The 26,449-nt window shown below is 61.4% G+C and carries 25 protein-coding genes; 6 read left to right on the top strand and 19 right to left on the bottom strand.

What is annotated here, in order from left to right:
* Positions 1–227: 227 nt before the first annotated feature.
* The gene (gene nadA / locus RB216_RS23410; RefSeq protein WP_068935015.1) at positions 228–1,286 is read left to right on the top strand and encodes a quinolinate synthase NadA; all 1,059 of its coding nucleotides are present in this window, start codon (positions 228–230) and stop codon (positions 1,284–1,286) included.
* A gap of 39 nt (positions 1,287–1,325) precedes the next feature.
* Here the strand turns inward: nadA and RB216_RS23405 are convergent, their stop codons facing one another.
* The 12 genes from RB216_RS23405 to arcD (RB216_RS23350) form a co-directional block, all read right to left on the bottom strand.
* Positions 1,326–1,814, bottom strand: a complete 489-nt coding sequence (locus RB216_RS23405; RefSeq protein ID WP_028617737.1) for an RDD family protein — start codon at positions 1,812–1,814, stop codon at positions 1,326–1,328.
* A 95-nt stretch (positions 1,815–1,909) separates the two neighbouring features.
* A complete protein-coding gene (locus RB216_RS23400; RefSeq protein ID WP_003365337.1) occupies positions 1,910–2,122 on the bottom strand; it encodes a cold-shock protein in 213 nt (70 codons plus the stop codon).
* Positions 2,123–2,511: 389 nt separating this feature from the next.
* Complete coding sequence (gene gcvT, locus RB216_RS23395; protein ID WP_122685507.1) at positions 2,512–3,636, bottom strand: glycine cleavage system aminomethyltransferase GcvT; 1,125 nt, start codon at positions 3,634–3,636, stop codon at positions 2,512–2,514.
* Positions 3,637–3,675: 39 nt separating this feature from the next.
* Positions 3,676–5,052: an L-serine ammonia-lyase gene (locus RB216_RS23390; protein ID WP_122685505.1), complete on the bottom strand. Its 1,377-nt coding sequence runs from the start codon at positions 5,050–5,052 to the stop codon at positions 3,676–3,678.
* Positions 5,053–5,185: 133 nt separating this feature from the next.
* Positions 5,186–8,032: an aminomethyl-transferring glycine dehydrogenase gene (gcvP, locus tag RB216_RS23385; RefSeq protein WP_308907955.1), complete on the bottom strand. Its 2,847-nt coding sequence runs from the start codon at positions 8,030–8,032 to the stop codon at positions 5,186–5,188.
* Positions 8,033–8,042: 10 nt separating this feature from the next.
* Positions 8,043–8,426, bottom strand: a complete 384-nt coding sequence (gcvH, locus tag RB216_RS23380) for a glycine cleavage system protein GcvH (RefSeq protein ID WP_015885597.1) — start codon at positions 8,424–8,426, stop codon at positions 8,043–8,045.
* Between the two features lie 319 nt (positions 8,427–8,745).
* Positions 8,746–10,254 (bottom strand): transcriptional regulator GcsR, encoded by a 1,509-nt coding sequence (gene gcsR / locus RB216_RS23375; RefSeq protein WP_122685499.1) that lies wholly within the window; start codon positions 10,252–10,254, stop codon positions 8,746–8,748.
* A 164-nt stretch (positions 10,255–10,418) separates the two neighbouring features.
* Entirely contained in the window at positions 10,419–10,781 is a 363-nt protein-coding gene (locus tag RB216_RS23370; protein WP_068935005.1) for a DUF5064 family protein, read from the bottom strand.
* Between the two features lie 18 nt (positions 10,782–10,799).
* On the bottom strand, positions 10,800–11,729 hold the full coding sequence (arcC, locus tag RB216_RS23365) for a carbamate kinase (RefSeq protein ID WP_028617731.1): 930 nt from the start codon (positions 11,727–11,729) through the stop codon (positions 10,800–10,802).
* A 140-nt stretch (positions 11,730–11,869) separates the two neighbouring features.
* The gene (locus tag RB216_RS23360) at positions 11,870–12,880 is read right to left on the bottom strand and encodes an ornithine carbamoyltransferase (RefSeq protein WP_016973242.1); all 1,011 of its coding nucleotides are present in this window, start codon (positions 12,878–12,880) and stop codon (positions 11,870–11,872) included.
* A gap of 69 nt (positions 12,881–12,949) precedes the next feature.
* On the bottom strand, positions 12,950–14,206 hold the full coding sequence (arcA, locus tag RB216_RS23355; RefSeq protein ID WP_028617730.1) for an arginine deiminase: 1,257 nt from the start codon (positions 14,204–14,206) through the stop codon (positions 12,950–12,952).
* Between the two features lie 33 nt (positions 14,207–14,239).
* Positions 14,240–15,667 (bottom strand): arginine-ornithine antiporter, encoded by a 1,428-nt coding sequence (arcD, locus tag RB216_RS23350; RefSeq protein WP_028617729.1) that lies wholly within the window; start codon positions 15,665–15,667, stop codon positions 14,240–14,242.
* Between the two features lie 449 nt (positions 15,668–16,116).
* On the opposite strand from arcD (RB216_RS23350), the gene arcD (RB216_RS23345) reads away from it, so the two are divergent.
* Positions 16,117–17,544, top strand: a complete 1,428-nt coding sequence (gene arcD / locus RB216_RS23345; protein WP_305382562.1) for an arginine-ornithine antiporter — start codon at positions 16,117–16,119, stop codon at positions 17,542–17,544.
* Positions 17,541–18,404, top strand: coding sequence for a DNA-3-methyladenine glycosylase family protein (locus tag RB216_RS23340; RefSeq protein WP_308907954.1), 864 nt, complete (start codon positions 17,541–17,543; stop codon positions 18,402–18,404). Before arcD (RB216_RS23345) ends, RB216_RS23340 begins: the two co-directional genes overlap by 4 nt.
* A gap of 114 nt (positions 18,405–18,518) precedes the next feature.
* Here RB216_RS23340 and RB216_RS23335 read toward each other — a convergent pair whose 3' ends face one another.
* The 7 genes from RB216_RS23335 to RB216_RS23305 all read right to left on the bottom strand — a co-directional run bounded on the left by RB216_RS23335 (position 18,519) and on the right by RB216_RS23305 (position 24,027).
* Positions 18,519–19,868, bottom strand: coding sequence for a CoA transferase (locus RB216_RS23335; RefSeq protein ID WP_028617726.1), 1,350 nt, complete (start codon positions 19,866–19,868; stop codon positions 18,519–18,521).
* 40 nt (positions 19,869–19,908) lie between these two features.
* The gene (locus tag RB216_RS23330) at positions 19,909–21,252 is read right to left on the bottom strand and encodes a sensor histidine kinase (RefSeq protein WP_308907953.1); all 1,344 of its coding nucleotides are present in this window, start codon (positions 21,250–21,252) and stop codon (positions 19,909–19,911) included.
* A gap of 68 nt (positions 21,253–21,320) precedes the next feature.
* The gene (locus RB216_RS23325) at positions 21,321–21,785 is read right to left on the bottom strand and encodes an LTXXQ domain-containing protein (RefSeq protein WP_016975427.1); all 465 of its coding nucleotides are present in this window, start codon (positions 21,783–21,785) and stop codon (positions 21,321–21,323) included.
* Positions 21,786–21,930: 145 nt separating this feature from the next.
* On the bottom strand, positions 21,931–22,608 hold the full coding sequence (locus RB216_RS23320) for a response regulator transcription factor (protein ID WP_028617724.1): 678 nt from the start codon (positions 22,606–22,608) through the stop codon (positions 21,931–21,933).
* Positions 22,609–22,615: 7 nt separating this feature from the next.
* Positions 22,616–23,023, bottom strand: a complete 408-nt coding sequence (locus RB216_RS23315; RefSeq protein WP_028617723.1) for an SH3 domain-containing protein — start codon at positions 23,021–23,023, stop codon at positions 22,616–22,618.
* Positions 23,024–23,129: 106 nt separating this feature from the next.
* Positions 23,130–23,429: a YciI family protein gene (locus RB216_RS23310; RefSeq protein WP_015885584.1), complete on the bottom strand. Its 300-nt coding sequence runs from the start codon at positions 23,427–23,429 to the stop codon at positions 23,130–23,132.
* A 1-nt stretch (position 23,430) separates the two neighbouring features.
* Entirely contained in the window at positions 23,431–24,027 is a 597-nt protein-coding gene (locus RB216_RS23305) for a septation protein A (protein ID WP_028617722.1), read from the bottom strand.
* 87 nt (positions 24,028–24,114) lie between these two features.
* On the opposite strand from RB216_RS23305, the gene RB216_RS23300 reads away from it, so the two are divergent.
* Genes RB216_RS23300 through RB216_RS23290 form a run of 3 tightly spaced genes read left to right on the top strand, consistent with a single transcriptional unit; the run spans position 24,115 to position 26,440 of the window.
* Positions 24,115–24,978, top strand: a complete 864-nt coding sequence (locus tag RB216_RS23300) for a PHP domain-containing protein (protein ID WP_028617721.1) — start codon at positions 24,115–24,117, stop codon at positions 24,976–24,978.
* Between the two features lie 13 nt (positions 24,979–24,991).
* Positions 24,992–25,621, top strand: coding sequence for an L-threonylcarbamoyladenylate synthase (locus tag RB216_RS23295; protein ID WP_016975422.1), 630 nt, complete (start codon positions 24,992–24,994; stop codon positions 25,619–25,621).
* Positions 25,622–26,440, top strand: coding sequence for a segregation and condensation protein A (locus RB216_RS23290; protein WP_010208145.1), 819 nt, complete (start codon positions 25,622–25,624; stop codon positions 26,438–26,440).
* The last annotated feature ends 9 nt before the right edge of the window (positions 26,441–26,449 follow it).

The raw sequence follows: 26,449 nt of genomic DNA, 5'->3' as shown, positions 1-26,449 counted from the left end.
GTAAAAAAGGCGCCTCCAGTGATGGAGGCGCCTTTTTTTTGCCCGACAGACGCACCGACGAATGCCAGATTAGGCTTTTGAAAGCCTTGGATATTCTGTAGCCTTGCGCAGCTTCACTTTAACCCGTGCTTGATGAACACAATCACTTCGTCCGGCGGCGCCCGAAGGGCTCCAGAGCCGGTGGTACACTCGACTTTCGCGCAACTGCGCCTGCAGGTCTTGCGAACATGACGCAAATTTCCGAACGCCTTCTGGTTCAAGCCCATCTCGACGCCAAGCAGCCCAAGGCCCTCAGCGCCGCGGAAGAGGCGAACCTGCGTACTGCCATCGCCGCCGAGCTCAAGGCTCAAGACGCGGTGCTGGTTGCCCACTTCTACTGTGACCCGGTGATCCAGGCCCTGGCCGAAGAAACCGGCGGCTGCGTCTCCGACTCCCTGGAAATGGCCCGCTTCGGCGCCGCCCACCCGGCCAAGACCGTACTGGTCGCCGGCGTGCGTTTCATGGGCGAGACCGCCAAGATCCTCACCCCGGAAAAACGCATCCTCATGCCCACTCTGGAAGCCACGTGTTCCCTGGACCTGGGTTGCCCTGTGGAGGAATTCTCGGCGTTCTGCGACCAGCATCCCGAGCGCACCGTGGTGGTGTACGCCAACACCTCGGCGGCGGTCAAAGCCCGGGCGGATTGGGTGGTGACTTCCAGCTGTGCATTGGAAATCGTCGAAAGCCTGATGGACAACGGCGAGACGATTATCTGGGGTCCGGACAAGCATCTGGGCACCTATATCCAGCGTCAGACCGGTGCCGACATGCTGCTGTGGGACGGTGCCTGCATCGTCCACGAAGAGTTCAAGTCCAAGCAGCTTGAAGACATGAAGGCGTTGTACCCGGATGCAGCGATTTTGGTGCACCCGGAATCGCCGACGGCGGTGATCGAATTGGCGGATGCCGTAGGTTCGACCAGTCAATTGATTGCTGCCGCTCAGCGCCTGCCGAACAAAACCTTCATCGTCGCCACTGACCGCGGCATTTTCTACAAGATGCAGCAGCTGTGTCCGGACAAGGTCTTTGTCGAGGCGCCTACCGCCGGCAACGGCGCAGCGTGCCGCAGTTGCGCGCATTGCCCGTGGATGGCGATGAACACGCTGGAGCGCACGCTGCAGTGCCTGCGTGAGGGCAGCAACGAGATCTTCGTCGAGCCGTCCGTGATTCCGCAGGCAGTGCGCCCGCTCAAGCGCATGTTGGATTTCACCCAGGCCGCCCGCCTCAAGCTGGCCGGCAACGCATAACCTTGCAGGAGCCGGCAAGCCGGCTCCTGCAAAGAGCGGTTACTTTTTCTGTTTGGGGATACGAACCAGCTGGCTGTCGGAATAGATGTCATGCCAGCTGCGTTTGCGCTTATCCACCAGCGACCAGATAAATCCCAGCCCCACGCACAACCACGACGCAATCGACACCACAAAGCGCAACAGCGCCTGCCACAGGCTGATCCGTGAGCCATCGGCGTTCTGCACGCGCACGCCCCACACCTGCATGCCCAGGGTCTGCCCGGAATGGGTCCAGAACTTGGCAAAGAAGCCGAACAGCACAAACAACAGGATCGTCGACAGCAACGGGTCGCCGTCCAGCGCGCCGGACTCGGTGAGGGTGCGCATCTTGGCTTCACCGACAAACGCGATCCAGATCAGCTTGTAGGCGAACGCGGTGACGATCAGCAGGGCAGTGCACAACAGGAAGTCATAGAACATCGCTGCCAGGCGACGGCCCAGGCCAACGGCGGGGAACTCGCCTTGGGGGCTCAGCAGGGGTTTTGACATGGCAGGGCTCTCTGATGAAAAAAGCCATTTTACGAGTAAACGCACATAAAAAAGCCCCTGATGTCACCATCAGGGGCTTTTTGTCGCAGGAGGGATCAGCCTTCTGCTTGTACTTCGTCAGCCTGCATGCCTTTTTGGCCTTGCACAGCAACGAACGTCACTTTCTGGCCTTCTTTCAGGCTCTTGAAGCCGTTGCCCTGAATAGCGCGGAAATGCACGAACAGATCCGGACCGCTTTCTGGAGTGATAAAACCAAACCCTTTCTCGTCGTTAAACCACTTGACGGTACCGCTCTGACGTTCAGCCATTTTCTTATTTCCTTGACGCTAAAAATTAATGACAGCCCCTTTCGCATGAAAGAGTACTGGGCTGGGTTGCAGGAAAGTAAGAGACGTCGAACGGGTTGTAGCTAAGTTTGGCTACTGCCCAGGTCCAGGTTCCAAGCGACCCATGCAAACACAGTGGGCAAACTCTACGCCAACTAATGGAGAAAAAACAAGCCCTGCCAAAAGCCCAGGTTTTGCTAGGGCTTATGGCACTTGGGTGGATGTAGTGGATCCCACTTATTCGATAGAGTTGATCACTTGTTATAGCGGGGGCCCTATAAGAAAGACTATCGGGAGTGCACTGTTTTATGGCGATTGCGTTACAAATTAGTGCGCGTTAACGCAATCGCGTTACTTATAGAAACAGTCAATCAGCCACGGTAGTAACGTTGCGGTACAAATGGCATTTTACTTACACGAAGTGGCACCTTTTTCCCACGTACCAACGCAGACACTTCGGTATCCAGCGCGATGAATGCGCTGTCCAGGTAACCCATGGCCAGCGGGCCGCCCAGGGTCGGACCGAAGCCACCGCTGCACACGCTGCCGATCACGGTGCCGTCTGCGTCGACGATTTCCGCGCCTTCACGTACGGGCGTGCGCTCTTGTGGCAACAAACCTACTCGTTTGCGGCTCACACCGGTTTGCTGCTGGGTGAAGATGTTGTCCGCACCCGGGAAGCCACCGGCACGCGTACCGTCGGCACGGCGGGCCTTGGAGATCGCCCACAGCAGGCTGGCTTCGATTGGCGTGGTGTCGGCGTTCATGTCGTGGCCGTACAGGCACAGGCCAGCTTCCAGGCGCAGCGAGTCGCGGGCACCCAGGCCGATGGCTTGTACTTCGGTCTCGGCCAGCAGGCTGCGCGCAAGGCTTTCGGCATTGGCGGCAGGCACGGAGATCTCGAAGCCGTCTTCGCCGGTGTAGCCCGAACGGCTGACATAACAGTCCACGCCCAGCAGGCGCAGCGTGGCGAACTGCATGAAGGTCATCTTGGTGACTTCCGGTGCCAGGCGCGCCAGTACCTTCACCGCCGCCGGACCTTGCAGGGCCAGGAGTGCACGTTCTTCGAACAGCGGCTCAATGGTGCACAGGTCACCGATATGCTGGCGCAGGTGTGCCAGGTCCTGGTCCTTGCAGGCGGCGTTGACCACCAGGAACAGTTCGTCGTTACCCAGGTTCGCCACCATCAGGTCATCGAGAATACCGCCCTGGTCATTGGTGAACATCGCGTAGCGCTGCATGCCCACCGGCAGGTCGATGATGTCGACCGGCACCAGGGTTTCCAAGGCTTTAGCAGCATTGGCTCCGGTGAGGCGGATCTGGCCCATGTGGGACACGTCGAACAGCCCGGCCTGATCACGGGTGTGCAGGTGTTCCTTCATCACGCCTAACGGGTATTGCACCGGCATGTCATAGCCGGCGAAGGGCACCATGCGTGCGCCCAGCTCGATGTGCAGGGCGTGCAATGGAGTTTTCAACAGGGTTTCGGTGGACATATTCAGCTCCTGAAAAACGTGCTGGCGCGCCGTTAGGCGTCAGCACTCGATAATGTTGACCGCCAAACCGCCACGGGCGGTTTCCTTGTATTTGCTTTTCATGTCGGCGCCGGTCTGGCGCATGGTGCGGATGACCTTGTCGAGGGACACAAAGTGCTGCCCATCGCCGCGCAAAGCCATGCGCACCGCATTGATTGCCTTGACCGAGCCCATCGCATTGCGCTCGATGCAGGGCACCTGCACCAGCCCGCCAATCGGGTCGCAGGTCAGGCCGAGGTTGTGCTCCATGCCGATTTCGGCGGCGTTTTCCACCTGGGAAACGCTGCCGCCCAAGACTTCGCACAACGCGCCGGCCGCCATGGAGCAAGCCACGCCGACTTCACCCTGGCAGCCAACTTCTGCGCCGGAGATCGACGCGTTTTCCTTGTACAAAATCCCGATGGCGGCGGCGGTGAGCAGAAAGCGCACCACACCGTCTTCGTTCGCGCCGGGGATAAAGCGCATGTAGTAATGCAGCACCGCCGGCACGATGCCTGCCGCTCCATTGGTGGGCGCCGTGACCACGCGGCCGCCGTTGGCGTTTTCTTCGTTGACGGCCAGGGCGTAAAGGTTGACCCAGTCGAGTACCGACAGTGGGTCGCGCAGCGCCGACTCCGGGTGTTTGCACAACTGGCGATGCAGGGCCGCGGCGCGACGCTTGACCTTCAAGCCGCCGGGCAGAATCCCTTCGTTGCGACAGCCCGCGTCCACACAGTCCTGCATCACTTGCCAGATCTTCAGCAGCCCGGCGCGGGTTTCCGCCTCCGGGCGCCAGGCGCTCTCGTTGGTCAGCATCACCTGGCTGATGGACAGCCCGTAGGTGGTGCAATGGCCGAGGAGGTCTTTGGCATGCTTGAAGGGGAAGGTCAGCGCTGTGGCATCCTCGACAATCCGGTCGGCGCCGGCGGCGTCTTCATCCACCACAAATCCACCACCGACCGAGTAGTACTCGCGGCTGCGGATCTGGATATTGGCGGCGTCGAAGGCACGGAAAATCATGCCATTGGGATGGTAGGCGAGGGGTTTGCGAATCATCGCCAGGTGTTCTTTCTCGTTGAACGCAATGCTGTGTTCGCCGAGTAAATTCAAGTGGCCGTCCTTGCGCATCTGCGCCAGGCGGGTGGCCACGGTTTCGGTATTCACAGTGTCCGGGTGTTCGCCTTCCAGGCCCAGCAACACGGCCTTGTCACTGCCGTGGCCTTTGCCGGTGGCGCCCAGCGATCCGTAGAGTTCCACCTTGATGCCGGCGGTAGCGCTCAGCAGGTTGTCACGCTTGAGGCCCTCGACGAACCGAGCGGCGGCGCGCATCGGGCCGACGGTGTGGGAGCTGGAGGGGCCAATGCCAATCTTGAACAGGTCGAACACGCTTAAAGACATGGTTGTTCTCCGGTTTCTTATTATTGGGCACGCATTCACGGGGGCACCCGATCTTGTAGGAGCCGGCTTGCCGGCGATGCGGGCCTCGAGGCCGCCATCGCCGGCAAGCCGGCTCCTACAGGGAAGGTTGCGTTTACGCTTCCTGGTAGTTCTCGATCGATGGGCACGCACACACCAGATTGCGATCGCCAAACACGTTGTCCACACGCCCCACCGGCGGCCAGTACTTGCCTTCGATCAAGGATGGCACCGGATACACCGCTTGCTCGCGGGTGTAGGGATGGGTCCACTCGCTCACCAGTTCAGCGGCGGTATGCGGCGCGTTTTTCAGCGGGTTGTCGTCCTTGTCCAAGGTGCCGTTTTCCACCGCGCGGATTTCTTCGCGGATGGCAATCATCGCGTTGCAGAAGCGGTCCAGTTCTTCCTTGGATTCGCTTTCGGTCGGCTCGATCATCAAGGTGCCGGCCACCGGGAACGACATGGTCGGCGCATGGAAGCCGAAGTCGATCAGGCGCTTGGCCACGTCGTCTACGCTGATGCCGCTGCTGTCTTTGAGTGGGCGCAGGTCGAGGATGCATTCGTGGGCCACCAGGCCGTTGCTGCCGGTGTAGAGCACTGGGTAGTGCTCTTCGAGGCGACGGGAGATGTAGTTGGCATTCAGGATCGCCAGTTGCGAAGCGCGCTTGAGGCCCGCACCGCCCATCATGCTGATGTACATCCAGGTGATCGGCAGGATGCTCGCGCTGCCGAACGGCGCCGCACACACCGCGCCTTCCTTGCGCGCCATGGCCGCGTGGCCGGGCAGGAACGGCGTGAGGTGCGATTTGACGCCAATCGGGCCAACGCCCGGGCCACCACCGCCGTGCGGGATGCAGAAGGTCTTGTGCAGGTTCAGGTGGGACACGTCGCCGCCGAACTTGCCCGGTGCGCACAGGCCCACCATGGCGTTCATGTTGGCGCCATCGATGTACACCTGGCCGCCGTTGTCGTGAATGATGCCGCAGATTTCGCGGATACCTTCTTCGAACACGCCGTGGGTGGACGGGTAGGTGATCATCAGCGCGGCGAGGTGGTCACGGTGCTCGATGGCCTTGGCGCGCAGGTCTTCGATGTCCACGTTACCGCGTGCATCGCACGCAGTCACGACCACGCGCATGCCCGCCATGTTGGCGGTGGCCGGGTTGGTGCCGTGGGCCGACGAGGGGATCAGGCAGATGTCGCGGCGCTCATCGCCACGGCTCTGGTGATAGGCGCGGATGGCCAGCAGGCCCGCGTACTCGCCCTGGGAACCGGCGTTCGGCTGCAGGGAAATCGCGTCATAACCGGTGGCGGCGCAGAGCATGGCCTCCAAGTCGGAGGTCAGCTCCAGGTAGCCAGCGCTTTGCTCAGCCGGAGCGAACGGGTGCAGGGCGCCAAACTCGGCCCAAGTCACCGGGATCATTTCGCTGGCAGCGTTGAGCTTCATGGTGCACGAGCCCAGCGGGATCATGGTGCGGTCCAGCGCCAGGTCCTTGTCGGCCAGTTTGCGCAGGTAGCGCATCAGCTCGGTTTCGGAGTGATAACGGTTGAACACCGGATGGCTGAGGACTGGCGACTGGCGCAGCAGCGCGGCCGGCAGGGTGCTGTCTACTTTGGCGGCGAAGTCCGGCAGGGCCTTACCGTCGGCGAAGATTGCCCACAGGGTTTCGATATCGGCCTGGGTGGTGGTTTCGTCCACCGACACACCAAGACGCTCACCATCCACCACACGCAGGTTGATGCGCTGGGCGCGCGCCTTGTCGTGCAGCGCGGCAGTGTTGGCGCCGGTGTTGAGGGTGATGGTGTCGAAGAAGTTTTCCTGCTCGACCTTCAAGCCCAGGGCGGTCAGGCCCTTGGCCAGGATCGCGGTCAGCTGGTGCACACGCTGGGCAATCTGGGTCAGGCCTTTGGGACCGTGGTACACGGCGTACATGCTGGCGATGTTCGCCAGCAGCACCTGGGCGGTGCAGATATTCGACGTGGCTTTCTCGCGGCGGATATGTTGCTCGCGGGTCTGCATGGCCAGGCGTAGGGCCGGCTTGCCGAAACGGTCCACGGATACACCGACCAGACGGCCCGGCATGTCGCGTTTGAACGCATCCTTGGTGGAGAAGTACGCCGCGTGCGGGCCACCAAAGCCCAGCGGCACGCCGAAGCGTTGCGCGCTGCCGATGGCCACGTCGGCGCCGAACTCACCCGGTGGGGTCAGCAGGGTCAGGGCCAGCAGGTCGGCGGCCACGGCCACTAAGCCATTGGCGGCGTGGAAGCGCTCGGTCAGTGCGCGGTAGTCGAACACGTCACCGTTGCTGGCCGGGTACTGCAGCAGCGCGCCGAAGAACGGGCTGACGTCGGTCAGTTCACGCTCATCGCCCACCACCACGTCGATGCCCAAGGGCTCGGCACGGGTGCGCAGCACGTCGAGGGTTTGCGGGTGGCTGTGGATCGAGGCGAAGAAGGCATTGCTGCCCTTGTTCTTGCTCAGGCGCTTGCAGAAGGTCATGGCTTCGGCGGCGGCGGTGGCTTCGTCGAGCAAGGATGCGTTGGCGATCGGCAGGCCGGTGAGGTCGCTGATCAGGGTCTGGAAGTTCAGCAGCGCTTCCAGGCGGCCTTGGGAAATCTCAGGTTGATACGGGGTGTAGGCGGTGTACCAGGCCGGGTTTTCCAGCAGGTTGCGCAGGATCGGCGACGGCGTGTGGCAGTTGTAGTAGCCCTGGCCGATGTAAGTCTTGAACAGCTGGTTCTTGCCGGCGATGGCCTTGATCTTGGCCAGTGCGTCGGCTTCGCTCAGGCCGTCTTCCAGGCCGAGCACGCTGGTGCCCTTGATGCTTTCCGGGATCACGCTGGCGCTCAGGGCTTCCAGGGAGTCGAAGCCCAGGCTGGCGAGCATCTGCTGCTCATCTTCCTGGCGCGGGCCGATGTGGCGGGCGATGAATTCGTTGGCGGTAGTCAGATTAACGGTCATGGCGCGCTCCTCAAGCTTCAGCGTTGGCTTTGATCAGGCGGTCGTACGCATCCTGATCCAACAGCTTAGCCACTGCACTGGCATCAGCGGGTTTAAAGCGGAAGAACCAACCTTCGCCCATCGGGTCTTCGTTGACCAGCTCCGGGCTGCCATCCAATTTGTCGTTCACTTCAAGGACTTCACCGTCCAAAGGCATGTACACGCCGCTAGCCGCTTTGACCGACTCAACGGTGGACGCCTCGGCACCCTTGTCATAGGCCTGCAACTCCGGCAGTTGCACGAAAACCACATCACCCAGCGCGTTCTGCGCGAAAGCGGTGATACCCACGGTGACGCTGCCATCGGCTTCGGCGCGCAGCCATTCGTGATCTTCAGTGAAACGCAACTCGCTCATGGAAACTCCTCGGGGCCAGATTCGTCTGGTGGACGGGATTGGAATAATGGGGAGTTGCTTAGCAATATCGCGGCCAAGGTTGTTAAGTCGTTATAAATCAACGAGTTAAATAAAACGGTTATGACGATATGCCGATTCGCTGTAGCGATTTCGCTACACTCGGGCGTCTGAAAAAAAGCCTATGTGGATCAAAGCCTTGCATGGCGCGCAAAAAACAAGGTTGTAGCGAAATCGTTCCACTGTAGCGCTTTCAGTACACTGGATGTCGTTCCTGGACCAAACTTAACGCTCGAATTGCAATTCCTGTGGGAGCTCGGCTTCAGGGCTTATTTGGAATGCCGTATTTGCGCAGGCGATGGGCGATGGCCGTGTGCGAGGTCTGCAAGCGGCTAGCCAGTTGGCGCGTGGAGGGGTAGTGGGCGTAGAGCTTTTCCAGCAGGCTGCGTTCGAAATCTTCCATGGCCTGTTCCAGGCTGTCGACTTCGCCGTCGCCCTGGCGCGCCATCGAGGTGCCGGCAATGTCCAGGTCGCCGATGTCCACCAGGCTGCTTTCGCAAATGGCGGCGGCACGGAAGATCACGTTCTGCAGTTGACGCACGTTGCCCGGCCAGCGGTTGCCCAGCAGCGCAGGGTAAGTGCCGGGTGCCAGCCGGCACACCGGGCGCTGGATCTGGGCGCAGGCCTGCTGCATGAAGTAACGCGCCAGTAAGAGGATGTCCTGGCCGCGTTCGCGCAGCGGCGGCACTTCGACGTTCAGCACGTTGAGGCGGTAGAACAGGTCCTCGCGGAAGGTGCCCTCGCTGACCATTTTTTCCAGGTCGCGGTGGGTGGCGCTGAGGATGCGCACATTGACCTTCACTTCACGGTCCCCGCCCACGCGCCGGAAGCTGCCGTCGTTGAGAAACCGCAGCAGCTTGGCCTGCAGGTACGGCGACATCTCGCCAATTTCATCGAGGAACACCGTGCCCTGGTTGGCCAGCTCCATCAGCCCCGGCTTGCCACCGCGTTGTGCGCCGGTGAAGGCGCCCGGTGCATAACCGAACAACTCGCTTTCCGCGAGGTTTTCCGGCAGCGCCGCGCAGTTCAACGCCAGGAAGGGTGCACTGTGGCGCGCGCTGATCGCATGGCAGGCACGCGCCACCAGCTCTTTGCCGGTGCCGGTTTCGCCCTGGATCAACAACGGTGCATCCAACGCCGCCACCCGCTGCGCGCGGGCCTTTAGCGTGCGGATGACCGGGGATTCACCGAGCAGCGCGTCAAACCCTTCGGCATGGTCATGGTGCAGCGCCGACAGTTGTTCGCCGATGCGATTGGGCTGATAGAGGGTGAGCAGGGCGCCGGCGTCGGTGATCGGCGTGGCGTCCAACAGCAGGGTCTGACCGTTGACGCTGATCTCGCGCAGCGGCAAGCGAAAGCCATGTTCCAGCAGGGTGTCCAGCAGCGCCGGGTCATTGAACAGCTCGCTGATGCTTTCCCCGGCCGGTTCACGACCGTACAGCGCGATCAGCGCCGGGTTGGCCAGCAGGATCTTGCCCGCGCTGTCCAGCGCCAGCACCGGGTCGGTCATGGCGGCCAACAGGGCGTCGAGTTGCAGGTGGCGGCGTTGGCCGGGGAGGATGTCCACCACGGTGACGGCCTGTACGCCGTGCACGCTGAAAAGGGCGTCGCGCAGTTCTTCAAGCACCTCGGCGCTGAGGGTCGGTGCGTCGATGTAGACATTGGGCGGCACCATCTCCACCGCATCCAGGTTGAGATTGCGCCCGCCGAGCAGGGCCAGGACTTCCTGGGTGATGCCGACGCGGTCGATGAAGCTGACGTGGATACGCATGGGACGCTAACAATTCTGGGGAGCGAGAGGCGGCAAGTATGCCAGAGGTGAAAACTGTAGGAGCGAGCTTGCTCGCGAAAAACGTCAACGATAACGCGGGTTGCTTGAATGCACGCGTTGATCTTGCGTTCTTCGCGAGCAAGCTCGCTCCTACAGGGGGGCGGTTATTCCAGGTGTTCGGGCTTGATCGGATCCCCAGGTTTCACATCCAGTTGATGCCGTACATCCTCGAACATCTGGTCGTACTGCTTGTGCATCGAGCCGTTCAACACGGCAATCTTCGGCATGCCGTATTTCTGCGCGATGTTCATCGCATGCCGGGCAAAGTCGAACGCCTGGTCCTTGGGCAGGAAAAACTCCTCCTTAAGGTCCTTGCCCTGCACCGAGCCATGGAGCTTGAACAGCATCCCCTTGCCTTCCTTGGGATCCTGGCTGACTTCGTAGTCGATGCACAGGTTGTAGCTGTAGTCATCCTTGTTCAGCGCGTGACGTTCAACGTGCAGGTGACCCGGTTCAAAGGTGGCCATAGGCGTCTCTCCTCTACTTCACAGATAGGTGATGCCAGGTGTTGCCGTGCTGATGCGCGTACCGGCGCTGCCCTGGACGATGGCTTCGATGTCCGAGAGTGAACCGATGACGGCGGTTTTGCCAGTCTGGCGGGCGAACTCGCAGGCGGCTTGTACCTTGGGGCCCATGGAACCGGCGGCGAAGCCGAGTTTTTCCATGTCGTCCGGGTGGGCTTGGCCGATGGCTTTTTGGGTGGGTTTGCCGAAATCGATAAAAGCGGCGTTGACGTCGGTGGCGATCACCAGCAAATCGGCTTTCAATTGTGAAGCCAGCAGCGACGAACACAGATCCTTGTCGATCACGGCTTCAATGCCGCGCAGCTTGCCGTCCTCGCCGTACATCGTCGGAATACCGCCACCGCCGGCACAAATCACGATACTGCCTTTGTCCAGCAGCCACGTGATCGGGCGAATTTCAAAGATGCGTTTGGGCCGTGGGCTGGCGACCACGCGGCGGTACTTGTCGCCATCCGGGGCTATGGCCCAGCCTTTTTCGGCGGCGAGTTTTTCCGCTTCGGCCTTGGAATACACCGGGCCGATGGGCTTGGTCGGGTTCTGGAAGGCCGGGTCCTTGGCGTCCACTTCGACTTGGGTGAGCAGGGTGGCGAACGGCACTTCGAAGTCCAGCAGGTTGCCCAGTTCCTGTTCGATGATGTAGCCGATCATGCCTTCGGTCTCGGCGCCGAGCACGTCCAGTGGGTACGGCGACACCTGGGTGTAGGCCGCCGCCTGCAACGACAGCAGGCCGACTTGCGGACCATTACCGTGAGCGATCACCAGCTGGTTGCCGGCATGGATCTTGGCGATCTGTTCGGTGGCGATGCGGATATTGGCGCGTTGGTTGTCCGCCGTCATGGGTTCACCACGGCGGAGCAGGGCGTTGCCGCCCAGGGCTACGACGATGCGCATACAGAATGTCCTTCTAGAAAGCTCATGAACAACACGGTCCATGTAGGAGCCGGCTTGCCGGCGATAGTGCCTGTACCTCCAACAGGGATGTCGGCAGGTACATGGCTATCGCTGGCAAGCCAGCTCCTACAGAATATCCGTCAGATATCTGCGAGTGCCGACACCAGAATCGCCTTGATGGTATGCATGCGGTTCTCCGCCTGCTCAAACGCGATGTTGGCCGGCGACTCGAACACGTCCTCGGTCACTTCCACGCCATTGGCCAGGTTTGGATAACGCGCGGCGATGTCCTTGCCCACCTTGGTTTCGCTGTTGTGGAACGCCGGCAGGCAGTGCATGAACTTCACGCGCGGGTTGCCCGAGGCTTTCATCATCTTGGCGTTGACTTGGTACGGCAGCAGTTGCTCGATGCGCTCGTCCCACGCTTCCACCGGCTCGCCCATGGACACCCAGATATCGGTGTGGATGAAGTCCACGCCTTTCACCGCTTCCTTCGGGTCTTCGGTGATGGTGATACGCGCGCCGCTTTCTTCGGCAAACGCCTGGCATTGCTTGATGAAATCTTCGTGCGGCCACAGGGCTTTCGGCGCGCCGATGCGCACGTCCATGCCCAGCTTGGCGCCGATCATCAGCAGCGAGTTGCCCATGTTGTAGCGTGCGTCACCCAGGTAGGCGTAACTGATGTCATGCAGCGGTTTGTCGCTGTGCTCGCGCATCGTCAGGGTGTCGGCGATCATTTGGGTGGGGTGGAATTCAGCAGTGAGGCCGTTGAACACCGGCACACCGGCGAACTTGGCCAGCTCCTCGACGATTTCCTGTTCGAAGCCACGGTACTCGATGGCGTCGAACATCCGGCCCAATACGCGGGCGGTGTCTTTCATGCTTTCCTTGTGGCCGATCTGCGACGACACCGGGTCGATGTAGGTGACGTGGGCGCCCTGGTCATGGGCCGCGACTTCGAAGGCGCAGCGGGTGCGGGTCGAGGTTTTTTCGAAGATCAGCGCGATGTTCTTGCCCTTCAGGTGCGGACGCTCGGTGCCGGTGTATTTGGCGCGCTTGAGGTCGCGGGACAGGTCCAGCAGGTAGTGCAGCTCGCGGGTGGTGTGGTGCATCAGTGACAGCAGGCTGCGGTTGCGCATGTTGAAAGCCATGATGGATCTCCTTCTGTTTAGGTTATCCCCCTGGCCGGCGCCTTATGGGCGACGGCCAAGGCCTGGAAATTAATAGTCGATAGGGTCGCGGATGATCGGGCAGGTCATGCAGTGGCCGCCGCCACGGCCCCGGCCGAGTTCGCCGGCGCTGATGGTGATGACTTCCACACCAGCCTTGCGCAGCAGGGTGTTGGTGTAGGTGTTGCGGTCGTAACCGATCACCACGCCAGGCTCCACCGCCACCACGTTGTTGCCGTCGTCCCACTGCTCGCGTTCGGCGGCGAAGCTGTTGCCGCCGGTTTCGACGACGCGCAGCGCCTTGAGGTTGAGGGCTGCGGCGACGGTGTCGAGGAAGTTGGTTTTCTCGCGCTGGATGTCGATGCCGTGTGGCTTGCTTTCGTCCGGGCGCAGGGTGAACGGCACGATCTGGTTGACCACTTCGGGGAAGATGGTGACCAGGTCGCGGTCGCAGAAACTGAACACGGTGTCCAGGTGCATCGCCGCGCGGGATTTCGGCAGGCCGGCCACGATGACTTTCTCCACCGCCTTGTTCTTGAACAGGTTGCGCGCCAGTTGGCCGATCGCCTGGTGGGACGAACGCTCGCCCATGCCGATCAGGACTACGCCGTTGCCGATGGGCATCACGTCGCCGCCTTCCAGCGTGGAAGCGCCGTGTTCCTGATCCGGGTCGCCGTACCAGATCTGGAAGTCGGCGTTGGTGAACTCCGGGTGGAACTTGTAGATGGCCGAGGCCAGCAGGGTTTCCTGGCGTCGTGCCGGCCAGTACATCGGGTTCAGCGTGACGCCGCCGTAGATCCAGCAGGTGGTGTCACGGGTGAACTGGGTGTTGGGCAGTGGCGGCAAGATGAAGCTGGAATGCCCGAGGAAGTCGCGGAACATCTCGATGGTCTTGCCACCGAAGCTGCTCGGCAGGTCATCGGCCGACACGCCACCAATCAGGAATTCGCTGATTTTGCGCGGCTCCAGGCTGCGCAACCACGAGCTCACTTCATCGACCAGGCCCAGGCCCACGGTGTTGGCGGTGATCTTGCGCTCCAGGATCCAGTCCAGCGCTTCGGGGATGGCGACGATGTCGGTGAGCAGGTTGTGCATTTCCAGCACATCAATATCCCGCTCGCGCATCTTGGTCACAAAGTCGAAATGGTCGCGCTTGGCCTGGGCCACCCACAGCACGTCATCGAACAGCAGTTCATCGCAGTTGTTGGGGGTCAGCCGCTGGTGGGCCAAGCCTGGGGAGCACACCATGACTTTGCGCAGTTTGCCGGCTTCGGAATGTACGCCGTACTTCACTTTTTCCGTGGTCATTACAGATCCTCCAGTGAACAAAAGATTCAGGTGTTACAGGGTCAGGAAGCCGTCGTAGAGCCCATAGGCCGCCACCAGGGCGCCAATGACCACTGCGGCGAAAATCAGCTTCTCGACGTTGGTGAAAATCGGTTTGCCCAGTTCATGCTTGGCCTTGGCGAACAGAATCGCGCCGGGCGCGTAGAGCAGGGCGGAGAGCAGCAGGTATTTGGTGCCGCCGGCATACAGCAGCCAGATCGCGTAGATCAGGGCGATGGCGCCGATGAACAGGTCTTTCTTGCGCTCTTTCAGCGCGTTTTCGTAGGTCTCGCCGCGCACCGCCAGTAACAGGGCGTAGGCCGCCGACCACAGGTAAGGCACCAGGATCATCGAGGTGGCGAGGTAGATCAGCGACAGGTAAGTGCTGGCGGAAAACAGCGTGATCACCAGGAACAGTTGCACCATGGCGTTGGTCAGCCACAGGGCGTTGACTGGCACATGGTTGGCATTCTCCCTGCGCAGGAACTCCGGCATGGTGTGGTCCTTGGCGGCGGCGAACATGATCTCCGCACACAGCAGCACCCACGACAGCAGCGCTCCCAACAGCGAGATGATCAGGCCGACGCTGATCAGCACCGCGCCCCAGTGGCCCACCACGTGTTCCAACACGGCGGCCATCGATGGGTTTTGCAGCTTGGCCAGTTCGGGTTGGGTCATGATGCCCAAGGACAGCACGTTCACCAGCATCAGGAACAACAGCACGGTGATAAAACCGATCACTGTGGCCTTGCCCACGTCGGAGCGTTTTTCCGCACGGGACGAGAAGATGCTCGCGCCTTCGATGCCGATGAACACCCAGACGGTGACCAGCATCATGTTGCGCACTTGGTTCATCACACTGCCCAGGTCCGGGTTTTTCACGCCCCAGATGTCAGCGGTGAAGATATCCAGCTTGAACGCAAACAGCGCGATCAACACGAACAGCACCAGTGGCACGACCTTGGCGACGGTGGTCACCAGGTTGATGAATGCCGCTTCCTTGATGCCGCGCAGCACCAGAAAATGCACGGCCCACAGCAGCACCGACGCACCGATCACTGCAGCAGGTGTATTTCCCTCTCCAAATAGCGGGAAGAAGTAACCGAGGGTGCTGAACAGCAACACGAAATAACCGACGTTGCCCAGCCAGGCGCTGATCCAGTAGCCCCAGGCTGAAGAGAAGCCCATGTAGTCGCCGAAGCCGGCCTTGGCGTAGGCATACACGCCGCCGTCGAGGTCGGGCTTGCGGTTGGCGAGGGTCTGGAACACAAACGCGAGGGTCAACATGCCGATGGCGGTAATCACCCAACCAATCAACACGGCGCCGACATCGGCACTGGCGGCCATATTTTGCGGCAGTGAGAAGATCCCGCCGCCAATCATTGAGCCGACGACAAGTGCAACCAGTGCGCCCAATCGAAGTTTTCCGGGAGATTCAGACATCGCATAACTCCAATGCAGGAGAAGAGAGACCACAGAATAAATCCGTGCGCTAATCAAACAGCTGACTCAGATCACTTCATTGGCACATTCCATTGTGAATTAATGACTTAGGGTGCAAAGCCGTGGGCAATAGATTTCCTCGCAAAGGTGCTTTCCAGAGCGATCCCTGCGGTATTGGTTAATCATTTAGTGCTACGTGTGGACGTTTTAAGCTAGCCCGTTTTTCCGAATGTGCAAACTTTTCATACAGGCGACAATAAGTAGCCAATACACGACAAAGTAGTTGCCGTATTTAAATTCTAAATAAGCCTAAACCCTATAAACTGTCATGCCCTCGGGTTATTAGCGCCGTGTTTTATCGCGGTCTCTAATAAACGCTACACTCGCTGGGTTAATTAGTTGAGTGCACAGTTGTCAGCTAAAAGCGTTTTATTCATTCAGGAGTGTTCATGTCCCAACCCGCCCAGAAACTTCGGCTCAGTGCCCTGATCGCCCTGGTAGTGGGGTCGATGATCGGCGGGGGGATTTTCTCGTTGCCGCAGAATATGGCCGCTCGCGCCGAGGTGGGCGCCGTGCTGATCGGTTGGGCGATCACCGCCGTGGGTATGTTGACCCTGGCCTTCGTGTTCCAGACCCTGGCCAACCGCAAGCCTGAATTGGATTCGGGCGTGTATGCCTATGCCAAGGCCGGCTTCGGCGACTACATGGGCTTCTCGTCGGCCTGGGGTTACTGGATCAGCGCCTGGATGGGCAACGTGGGTTACTTCGTGTTGCTGTTCAGCACCCTCGGTTATTTTTTTCCGATATTCGGTCAGGGCAACACGCCGGTGGCTATCGGCTGCGCGTCCTTGCTGCTGTGGGCCGTGCATTTTCTGGTGCTGCGTGGGATCAAGGAGGCCGCGTTTATCAATCAGATCACCACCGTGGCCAAGATCGTGCCGCTGCTGATGTTTATCGTGATTGCCGGCGTGGCATTCAAGGCAGAGATCTTCACCCGAGATATCTGGGGTGCGGGCAACCCGACTATCGGCAGCGTGGTGGACCAGGTGCGCAACATGATGCTGGTCACCGTGTTTGTGTTTATCGGCATCGAGGGCGCCAGCGTTTACTCGGCGCGCGCCGAGAAACGCTCGGACGTGGGCCGCGCCACGGTCATCGGTTTTCTGGGCGTGCTGGCACTGCTGGTGCTGGTGAATGTGTTGTCCCTGGGGATCATGAGCCAGCCGGAACTCGCGCACTTGCAGAACCCGTCCCTGGCAGGTGTGCTCGAACACATCGTCGGCCCCTGGGGCGCGATGGCGATCAGCATCGGCCTGGCGGTCTCGTTGCTCGGCGCCTTGCTGTCCTGGGCGTTGCTCTGTGCGGAAATCCTCTATGCCACGGCCCAGGACAAGACCATGCCGGCCTTCCTGAAAAAGGAAAACGTCAACCAGGTGCCGGTCAATGCGCTGTGGCTGACTAATGTGATGATCCAGGTCTTCCTGGTGATCACGCTGTTTTCCCACAGCACCTACACCACCCTGATCTACTTGGCTTCCTCGATGATCCTGGTGCCTTACCTGTGGTCGGCCGCCTATGCGGTGCTGTTGAGCGGGCGCGGCGAAACGTATGAAGGCGCCCACGGCCAGCGCATGAAGGACCTGCTGGTGGGCCTGATTGCCCTCGGCTACGCCGTATGGCTGCTCTACGCCGGGGGCTTGAAATACCTGCTGCTGTCGGCGCTGTTGTATGCGCCGGGTGTGATCCTGTTTGCCCTCGCCAAGCGTGAGCAGGGCCAACCCTTGTTTACCCACATGGAAAAAGGCATTTTCAGCTGCGTGATCGCCGGCGCGGGGCTGGCGGCGTATGGGTTGTACAGCGGGGTGTTGTCGTTGTGAGATTGGCGTATCAGCCGCCCTACGACTGGGCGGCAATGGTGGGGTTTCTGTCGGCGCGGGCGATCGGCGGGATGGAGACGGTCGAGGCGGGGGTGTACCGGCGCAGTATCAGCCTCGGCGGGCAGCACGGCTGGATCAGCGTGGCGATGGGGGATGGCGATTGGCTAGACGTGGAGGTGGGTTTTCCAGACCCGGCGGCGTTGCCTGAGATCGAACGGCGTCTGCGCACGATGTTCGATCTGGATGCCCAACCCCAGTTGATCAACCCGCAATTGGCGACGGACCCATTGATGGCGCAACTGGTCGCAGCGCGTCCGGGCTTGCGTGTGCCGGGCACCTGGGATGGTCTGGAGCTGGCGATTCGCGCGGTGCTCGGCCAGCAAATCACCGTGGTCGCCGCGATTCGTCTGGCGGGCAAGTTGGTGGCGCACTACGGTCAGCCGCTGGCAACGCCGCATGTCGGTATCACCCATGTGTTCCCCGCCGCTGAGGTGGTGGCGGCGGCGGACCTGGCGACGCTGGGCATGCCCAAGGCGCGTGGGCGGACCTTGTCGGGCGTGGCCCAGGCGTTGCTGGATGATCCCCGATTGTTCGAACCCCAGGCCAGCCTCAAGGCTGGTGTGGCACGGTTGGTGGCGTTGCCGGGGATTGGCGATTGGACCGCGCAGTACATCGCCATGCGCCAGATGCGCGAGGCGGATGCGTTTGCGTCGGGGGATATCGGGTTGATCAATGCGTTGGTGGCATTGGAAGGTGGGCCGGTTTCGGCGCGGCAGTTGTTGGCGCGGGCTGAGGCTTGGCGCCCGCTCCGGGCGTATGCGGCGCAGCACTTGTGGACGTCGTTGCAGCGGGCGGATTAAGAGTGCCTGTACTGGCCTCTTCGCGAGCAAGCCCGCTCCCACATTTTGACCGAGTACCTCCATGGAATGCGGTCGAATGTGGGAGCGGGCTTGCTCGCGAATGGGGACTCAAGGTCACCACTGAGGCCGGTGTGAACCCAATTCCCCAGCCGGCAAATCCCACTGCAACGGCGTGCCGCTGATAGCGACCGGTGGCAACAATCGATGTGCCTGGCCCCAGGCTGTCTGCTCCGCCAACAGGCCTTGATCTGCTGGCTCTTCGGCGCGCAACGCTGGCTGCTCCGGCACCTGTCCCGCCTCTACCAGCAACTTCGCCGTACGCGCCAATGATAACCACGCCGAACCACCCCGCCCGGTTTTCACCCGTTCACTGAATGCCTGGATCGCACTGGCCGCCATCAAATACCCGGTCGCGTGATCCAGCGCCTGCAACGGCAGGGGCACCGGTTTGTCCGTCTGTTTCCAGGCCATGCCAGCGGCGGCGATTCCGCTGCTCATCTGCACCAGGCTGTCGAAACCACGACGGTTGCGCCACGGGCCGCTCCAACCATAGGCGTTGAGGCTCACGTCGATCAGGCCGGGGGCCAGGGTTTGCAGTCCATCGGCGGTGTAACCCAGCTGTTCTAGGGCATCGGCGCGGTAGCCGTGGAACAGGATGTCGGCTTCCTTGAGCAGGCCTTCGAAAACCTGCCGGCCTTCCGGGCTTTTCAAATCCAGGCGGGCGCAGCGTTTGCCCAGGGTCATTTCCGGTACTACGCCGGGCTCATTCCAGGTGGGCGAATCGATGCGCAGCACGTCAGCGCCCAGGCCTGCGAGAAAGCGGCTGGCCACCGGGCCGGCCAACACGCGGGTCAGGTCCAATACCTTGAGGCCCGCCAGTGGCCGCGCAACCGAGCCGAGCCAGGGCTTGTGGGTGGTGGTTGCAAAGGTCTGGCGCTGCACCAGCTCCTCAGCATTCACTGCCAGCCCTTGAGGATGTGCCTGCCAGGCTTGCCAGTCACGCATCTGCGCGGCGCAACCCCCTTCATCGACAAGCGCCTGCTCCAGCTCGGCGGCGTTCCATTTGGCGACCTTGACGGCCATTTCGGCCCGCTCGGTCACCTTGCCCAGCACACGCTCAGCCGCCGCGCGGTGGTGGGGCGCATTGGTGTGCAGTCGAATCCAGCCATCGGCGCTGGCATAGTCGCCGGCCACCGGGTCCCACAGCGGTGGTGTTTCCCAGCCTACCGGGCGGATCGAAGAAGAAAACCAGAAGGAGGCTAGGCGCCGGTCCACAATGACGCTGGGCAGGCGCCCGGTCTGTTGCTGGATCAGTTGCGCCACCGCCTGGCCGGCAGCGCCGATGCTGGCGCTGGCCAGCTCAGTGACGGCGAAGGTCGAGGGCAGGGCGCCGGCTTCGGTAAAGGTCAGTGGTGTTTGTGGTAGAGCGAGTGCGGCTTGGATGGGAGTCAGCAGGTCAGTCATCAAAGGCCCTCCGTAAGAGAAGGGCCACTATAGAAGATCATCAGGCCGGTGTGACAACCCCAGGTTCCAACGGCAGGTCGATACTGGCAACAAAACCGCCGTCAGGATGATTGGCTAAGATCAGGCTGCCACCATGGCGTTCGGCGGCGCGACGCGCAATCGCCAGGCCCAGGCCATGGCCTTGTGCGGTCTGGCCGGGGGCGCGGTAGAAGGGTTCGCCGAGCTGGCTCAAGTGTTCGGCCTCAACGCCGGGGCCGTGGTCGCGCACGCTGATCAGGATCCGATCACCCTGGCGCTGCGCATGCAGTTCAATCGGCTGGCCCGGTGGATTGAAGCGCTGGGCATTGCGCAGCAGGTTATCCACCGCGCGTTCGATCATGGTCGGCCAGCCCTTCAGGTGCAGGTCGGTGTCGGCGTTCAGTTGCACTAGCTGGTCCGGCGCGCCGAGTTGGGCGTCCTTTTGCAGGGTCTTGAGCAGGGAAGTGAGGTCGACCTCTTCGGCGCTGGCGTTGTCGGCATCGACACGGGCCAGTACCAGGATTTCGCTGATCAAGGCTTCCAGCCGGTCGCATTCACGGGTCAGGCGCGGCCAGAGTTTTTCCCGTTCTTCGGGGCTGGCGCGTTCGGCCAGGGCCAGGGCGATCCGCAGGCGCGCCAGGGGCGAGCGCAGTTCGTGGGAGACATCGCGCAGCAACTGGCGCTGGCTGCCTATCAAGCTTTGCAGGCGGGCGCCCATGCGGTTGAAGTCGGTAGCCAGCACGCCGAATTCATCGCGGCGGTTGGCCAGGCGCGCCAAGCTGTTTTGCTGATAGGTGGCCTGGCCAAGGTCATGTACCGCGCCACGCAAACGGCTGAGGGGCCGGGTGATGGACAGTGTCACCAACAGGCTGAACAGGGTCAGCACCACCAGCGCGATCGCCAACGCGCTCAACGGCCACAAAAGGCTGCTGCGGTGCCAGGCGTCGAGTTCCGGGTGGGGGATGCGGTAGATCAGCAGGTAGGTGTCGCCGGTCTTTTCGCTGGTGTACTCGGCGGTCAGGCGGCGCCAGGGCAAGTGGCCGTCCTGGCTGTCATTCTGGCGCGCTTCGAAAGCGGCGGCGCGGCGCGGAAAGGTGCCGCGCACCACCGGCTCGCCGCTTTCATTCAGCACTTGTACGTCGATGTGGTACTGGCGCTTGCGCTGTTGCAGCAGATCCTGGGCGGCATCCTCGCCCTGGGCCTCGTAGAGTTGGGTCCACTCTTCGGCCAGGTTATTGAGACCGGGGTGACGGCTGAGAATCCAGGCGTCTTGATTGAGCATGTGCCCCAGCAGGATCGACAACCCGGCAACCAAGGCGATGGCCAGCCAGAAGCTGGCCAGGATGCGCCAGAACAATGAACGCACAGGAAACCCTCAAACAGGAAAAGCCCAGTGGCGAGGGCCACTGGGCTGGGAGTGTTAACGCGGGTGCATTATTGCGCTTTTTGCGGCTGTTGCGCTTTCCAGGCCTGGAATTCCTTCCATTCGGCGCGACGCTGTTCCTGCTGCTTGACGATCTCGTCGAACTTCTTCTGCTGGTCAGGCTTGAGGACCGCCCGGATGTCCGCCTGGGTTTTCTGCTTGCCGGCGGCGATTTCGTCCTGCATGGCTTTCTGGTCAGCGGCTGGCAGTTTGTCCAAGTACTTCTTGGTCAGGTCTTTGCGAGCGTGCCATTGGTCGCCCATCAACTTGCCGATCTGCTGGCGCTGTTCCTTGCTCAGGTCCAGTTGGCTGAAAGGACCGCCTTTGCCACGCGGACCGTGTTCACCGCCGTGGCCCGGGCCACCCATCATGTGGCCTTCCGGGCCGCCCATCGGGCCTGGGCCTTCAGGCATTGCCGCCATGGCAACGGTGGGCAGGGCAGCGGCGAACATCAAAGCGATAAGGGTCTTGCGCATGGTGATTCTCCTGTCTCTATTCCGGTGAGTCCGGATGTGAGTAGATTACGGAGATCAAGGTCAGCGGCGGTCAGGTGTGGGTAAAGCTTGGGTAAAGACGATTGGGGGGGCGCTGACAAAACCAGGAGCCCAGGGGCTCCCGATTTCAGAGGCTGTAATAGTAGCCCCGGCTACGCAACGCCACGATCCGTGGCCGGCCGTCCGGGTGTGGGCCGATCTTTTTGCGTAGGTTGCTGACGTGCATATCCAGGCTGCGATCGTAGAGGGTCAGCTTCCGGCCCAGGGCGATCTGCGCCAGTTCCTGCTTGTCCAGCGGTTCGCCGGGCTGGCGCAGCAGGGCTTCCAGCAGGCGGCTTTCGGAAACAGTCAGGGTAAACTCCTGCTCGTCGATACTGACCACGCCGCGCACCGGGCTGAAGCACAGGTCGCCCAATTCCAGCTGGGTCGACACGGCAGCCGGATGGCTGCGGCGCAATACGGCACGCAGGCGGGCGGTCAGCTCGCGTGGGTCGCAGGGCTTGGCCAGGTAATCGTCGGCGCCCAGTTCGAGGCCGAGGATGCGGTCCAGCGGTTCGCCACGGGCCGAGAGCATCAGCACCGGCAGTTCCGGGTGGTCGTTGCGCAATTGCTTGAGCAACTCAAGGCCACTGCCGTCGGGCAGCATCACGTCGAGCACCACCGCAGCCGGGGCGCTGTCGGCCAAGGCTTTGCGGGCGCTCAAGCCGTCATGGCAGGCACGCACCTGGAAGCCTTCCTGGCTCAACCAACTGGTCAGCAGCTCGCAGAGCTCCTGGTCATCATCTATCAGTAACAGCTCGCTCATGACTCACTCAATTTAGCCATTGTCGACGGCGACGGTGCCCACCACTGGCGAAGATCCCGCACAGCAGGGCGATCAGTGCGACGGCCCCGCCGGTGACGAACCATTGCTGTTGCTCGGTCAGCCAGCGGGTCAAGGCGCCGCCCTGTGTCTCTTTGAGTTGCTGGGCCAGGCGTTGGTTCTCTTGGCGAAGGCGACTCAATTGGGCGCTTTCGCGGGCAGCATCTGCGCTTTGCAGTTGCTTGCTCAGTTCTTCACGCTGGCGTTCGCTTTCTTTCAAACGTTGCTGCAACTCGGTGATCTGGGCGCCGACACTCAAGGACAGGGGCGTGGAACTGCCGGTGTTCGAGGTTTCTTCAGCGTGGGCCGAAGCCCCGATCATTACCACTGCCAACAGACACAACTGACGTAAGCGCATCGGAACTCCTGATTCCACACGAATATTCAGAACGTTGTCGGCAGGTTACCGAGAATAATGAGCCATTAGGCGTACGCCGAACCGATAAGGTTCGGCGCGGCCGTTATCAAGGCAGGACTTGCTTGAACGGCTTGATCACGACGTCAGCGTATACGCCGGCGGCGACATAAGGATCAGCCTTGGCCCAGGCCTGGGCATCGGCCAGGGAGGCGAACTCGGCAACGATCAGGCTCCCGGTGAAACCCGCATCGCCTGGGTCGTTGCTGTCTACCGCCGGGTGCGGGCCGGCCAGCACGATACGGCCTTCGGCCTGCAGCTGCTTGAGGCGCTCGACATGGGCCGGGCGTACGCTCAGGCGTTTTTCCAGCGAGTTGGCCACGTCGGTGGCAATGATTGCGTAGAGCATGTCAGTCCTCGGTTTTAGGCGTGGTAGGGGCAACGTCATGCAGGTGGCGCGACAGGTAGATACCCTGGCCTACCAGGAACAACACGGTCATGGCCAGGCTGCCGAACACTTTGAAGTCGACCCAGTAATCCTGGAAGGTAAAGGCCACGAACAGGTTGGCGGCGCCGCAGAACAGGAAAAACACGATCCAGGCCACGTTCAAGCGTGTCCACACCGGCTCCGGCAGGGTCAGCGCATGGCCCATGATTCGCTTGATCAGCAGGCGATCACCAATGAAGTGGCTGCCGATAAAGACCAGCGCGAACAGCCAGTTCACCACCGGCGCTTTCCATTTGAGGAAGGTTTCGCTGTGGAAGGCCAGGGTCAGTCCGCCGAATACCAGGCAGGCAATGAGGGTGAGCCATTGGCTTTTTTCCAGCTTGCGCTGGGAGATGAAGATAGCGCCATAGACGACGATAGAGCTGATGATCAGGACGGCGGTGGCGCTGTAGATGCCCCCGAACGACACCGGGTGACCGGCGATATCGATGACCCTGGGGTCGAGTTTGGTAACGATGAAAAACAGCAACAGCGGGATGAAGTCGATGAATTGTTTCACAGTAAGAGCCAGAAGCTGGATGTGGCGGCATAATAACAAACATCCTTGGTAGCGAAAGCGCCAGCTGACTTGAGGTTACACATCCCCGTGAATGTTGATTTGCACTGCCACAGCACGGCCTCAGACGGCGCCCTGGCGCCCGCGGTACTGGTCGCGCGTGCGTTTGAAAAAGGCGTGCGAGTCCTGGCGTTGACCGACCACGACACCCTCGAAGGTCTCGACGAGGCCCGGGTCGCGGCCCACAGCCTAGGCATGCAGCTGGTCAACGGCGTGGAATTGTCCTGCACCTGGGGCGGCGCCACCATTCATGTGCTCGGCTACGGTTTCGATCAACAGGCTCCGCCGCTGGTGCAGGCCATCGCCGATTTGCACGATGGCCGCTGGCTGCGGTCCGAAGAAATAAGTCGCAAGCTCAGCCTCAAAGGCATGCCCAACGCCCTTGATGGCGCCCGCGCCATCCAGCAGGAACTGGGCGACAGCGGTAATGCACCGGCCCGGCCGCACTTTGCCGACTGGATGGTGCGTGAAGGCTTTGTCAAAGATCGCGCCGAAGCCTTTCGCAAATGGCTGGGCGCCGGCAAGTTGGGCGATGTGAAGCAACACTGGCCGACCCTGGAAGACACGGTCGGGACCCTGCGTGCCTCCGGCGCCTGGGTGAGCCTGGCCCATCCTTGGCATTACGATTTCACCCGCAGCAAGCGCCGCAAGCTGATCAGCGACTATATTGGAGCGGGCGGCCACGCGATCGAAGTGGTCAACGGGCATCAACCCGCCGAACAGGTTGGCAGCCTGGCGATTCTTGCCCGCGAATTTGGTCTGCTGGTCAGTGCCGGCAGTGATTTTCATGGTCCAGGTGGGTGGTCCGAAATCGGCGAGTATCGCCAGGTACCCGAAGACCTGCCGCTCTTGTCGGGGCGATTCAAGCATGACCCCATTACTGCCACCGTCTGAACAGGTAGAGCACGTGAGTCAATTCTTCCAGATTCATCCGGAAAACCCCCAGGCGCGCCTGATCAAACAGGCCGTCGAGATCATTCGCGCCGGCGGCGTGGTGATCTACCCGACTGATTCGTCCTACGCCATCGGTTGCCAGATCGGCGACAAGGGCGCGGTGGAGCGTGTAAGACGCCTGCGCCAGTTGGACGACAAGCACAACTTTGCGCTGATCTGCAGCGATCTGTCCCAACTTGGGCTGTTCGCCAAGGTCGATACCGGCACCTTCCGCCTGCTCAAGGCGCACACGCCGGGGCCCTACACCTTTATTCTCAACGCCACCCGCGAAGTGCCGCGTCTGCTGTTGCACCCGAAGAAGCGCACCATCGGCCTGCGAGTCCCGGAGCATCCTATTGCTCTGGCGCTGCTCGAAGAGCTGGGTGAGCCGTTGATGAGCGTGTCGCTGATCATGCCGGGCGAAGATGAGCCGTTGTACGACCCATACGAAATGCGCCGCCTGCTGGAAAAGCACGTCGACCTGATCATCGACGGCGGTTACGGCGGCAACAAAGCCTCCACCGTGATCAACCTGGCCGACGGCGAACCCGAGGTGATCCGCGTGGGTTGCGGCGACCCGGCCCCGTTCATGGTCGAGGCTTGAATGTCAGCCGTGGAAACCGTTGATCCCCAGGCGGGCGCCCAGCAGGAACTGCCGTTTGCCATGGTGTATGGCCAGGCGGTCATGGAAATGCCCCTGGACCTGTACATTCCGCCGGACGCCCTCGAAGTCTTCCTTGAAGCCTTCGAAGGCCCGCTGGACTTGCTGCTCTACCTGATTCGCAAGCAGAACATCAACATCCTCGACATCCCGGTAGCGGAAATCACCCGCCAGTACATGGGCTATGTCGAGCTGATGCAATCGGTGCGCCTGGAACTGGCCGCCGAGTACCTGGTGATGGCCGCCATGCTTGCCGAGATCAAGTCGCGCATGCTGCTGCCGCGCTCGGAGACGGTCGAAGCCGAAGAAGATGACCCGCGCGCCGAACTGATCCGCCGCCTGCAAGAGTACGAACGCTTCAAGGCCGCCGCCGAAGGCATCGACGGCTTGAGCCGCGTGGGCCGCGACGTCGTAGTGCCGAAACTCGACGCGCCTGAAGCCCGCGCGCGCAAGTTGCTGCCGGACGTGAGCCTGGAAGAATTGCTGATGTCCATGGCCGAGGTGCTGCGCCGTGGCGATATGTTTGAAAGCCACCAGGTCAGCCGCGAGGCGTTGTCGACCCGCGAGCGCATGAGCGATGTGCTGGAACGCCTCAAGGGCGGCGGTTTCGTGCCCTTTGTCGAGCTGTTCACCGCTGAAGAGGGGCGCCTGGGGGTGGTGGTGACCTTTATGGCGATCCTTGAATTGGTCAAGGAATCGTTGGTCGAGCTGGTCCAGAATGAGCCTTTTGCGGCTATCCACGTGCGGGCGCGAGCCGAATAAAGAGCTGAA

Source organism: Pseudomonas canadensis, assembly GCF_030980095.1.
GTDB lineage: Bacteria > Pseudomonadota > Gammaproteobacteria > Pseudomonadales > Pseudomonadaceae > Aquipseudomonas > Aquipseudomonas canadensis.
This window is presented reverse-complemented; position numbering and strand designations above follow the sequence as displayed.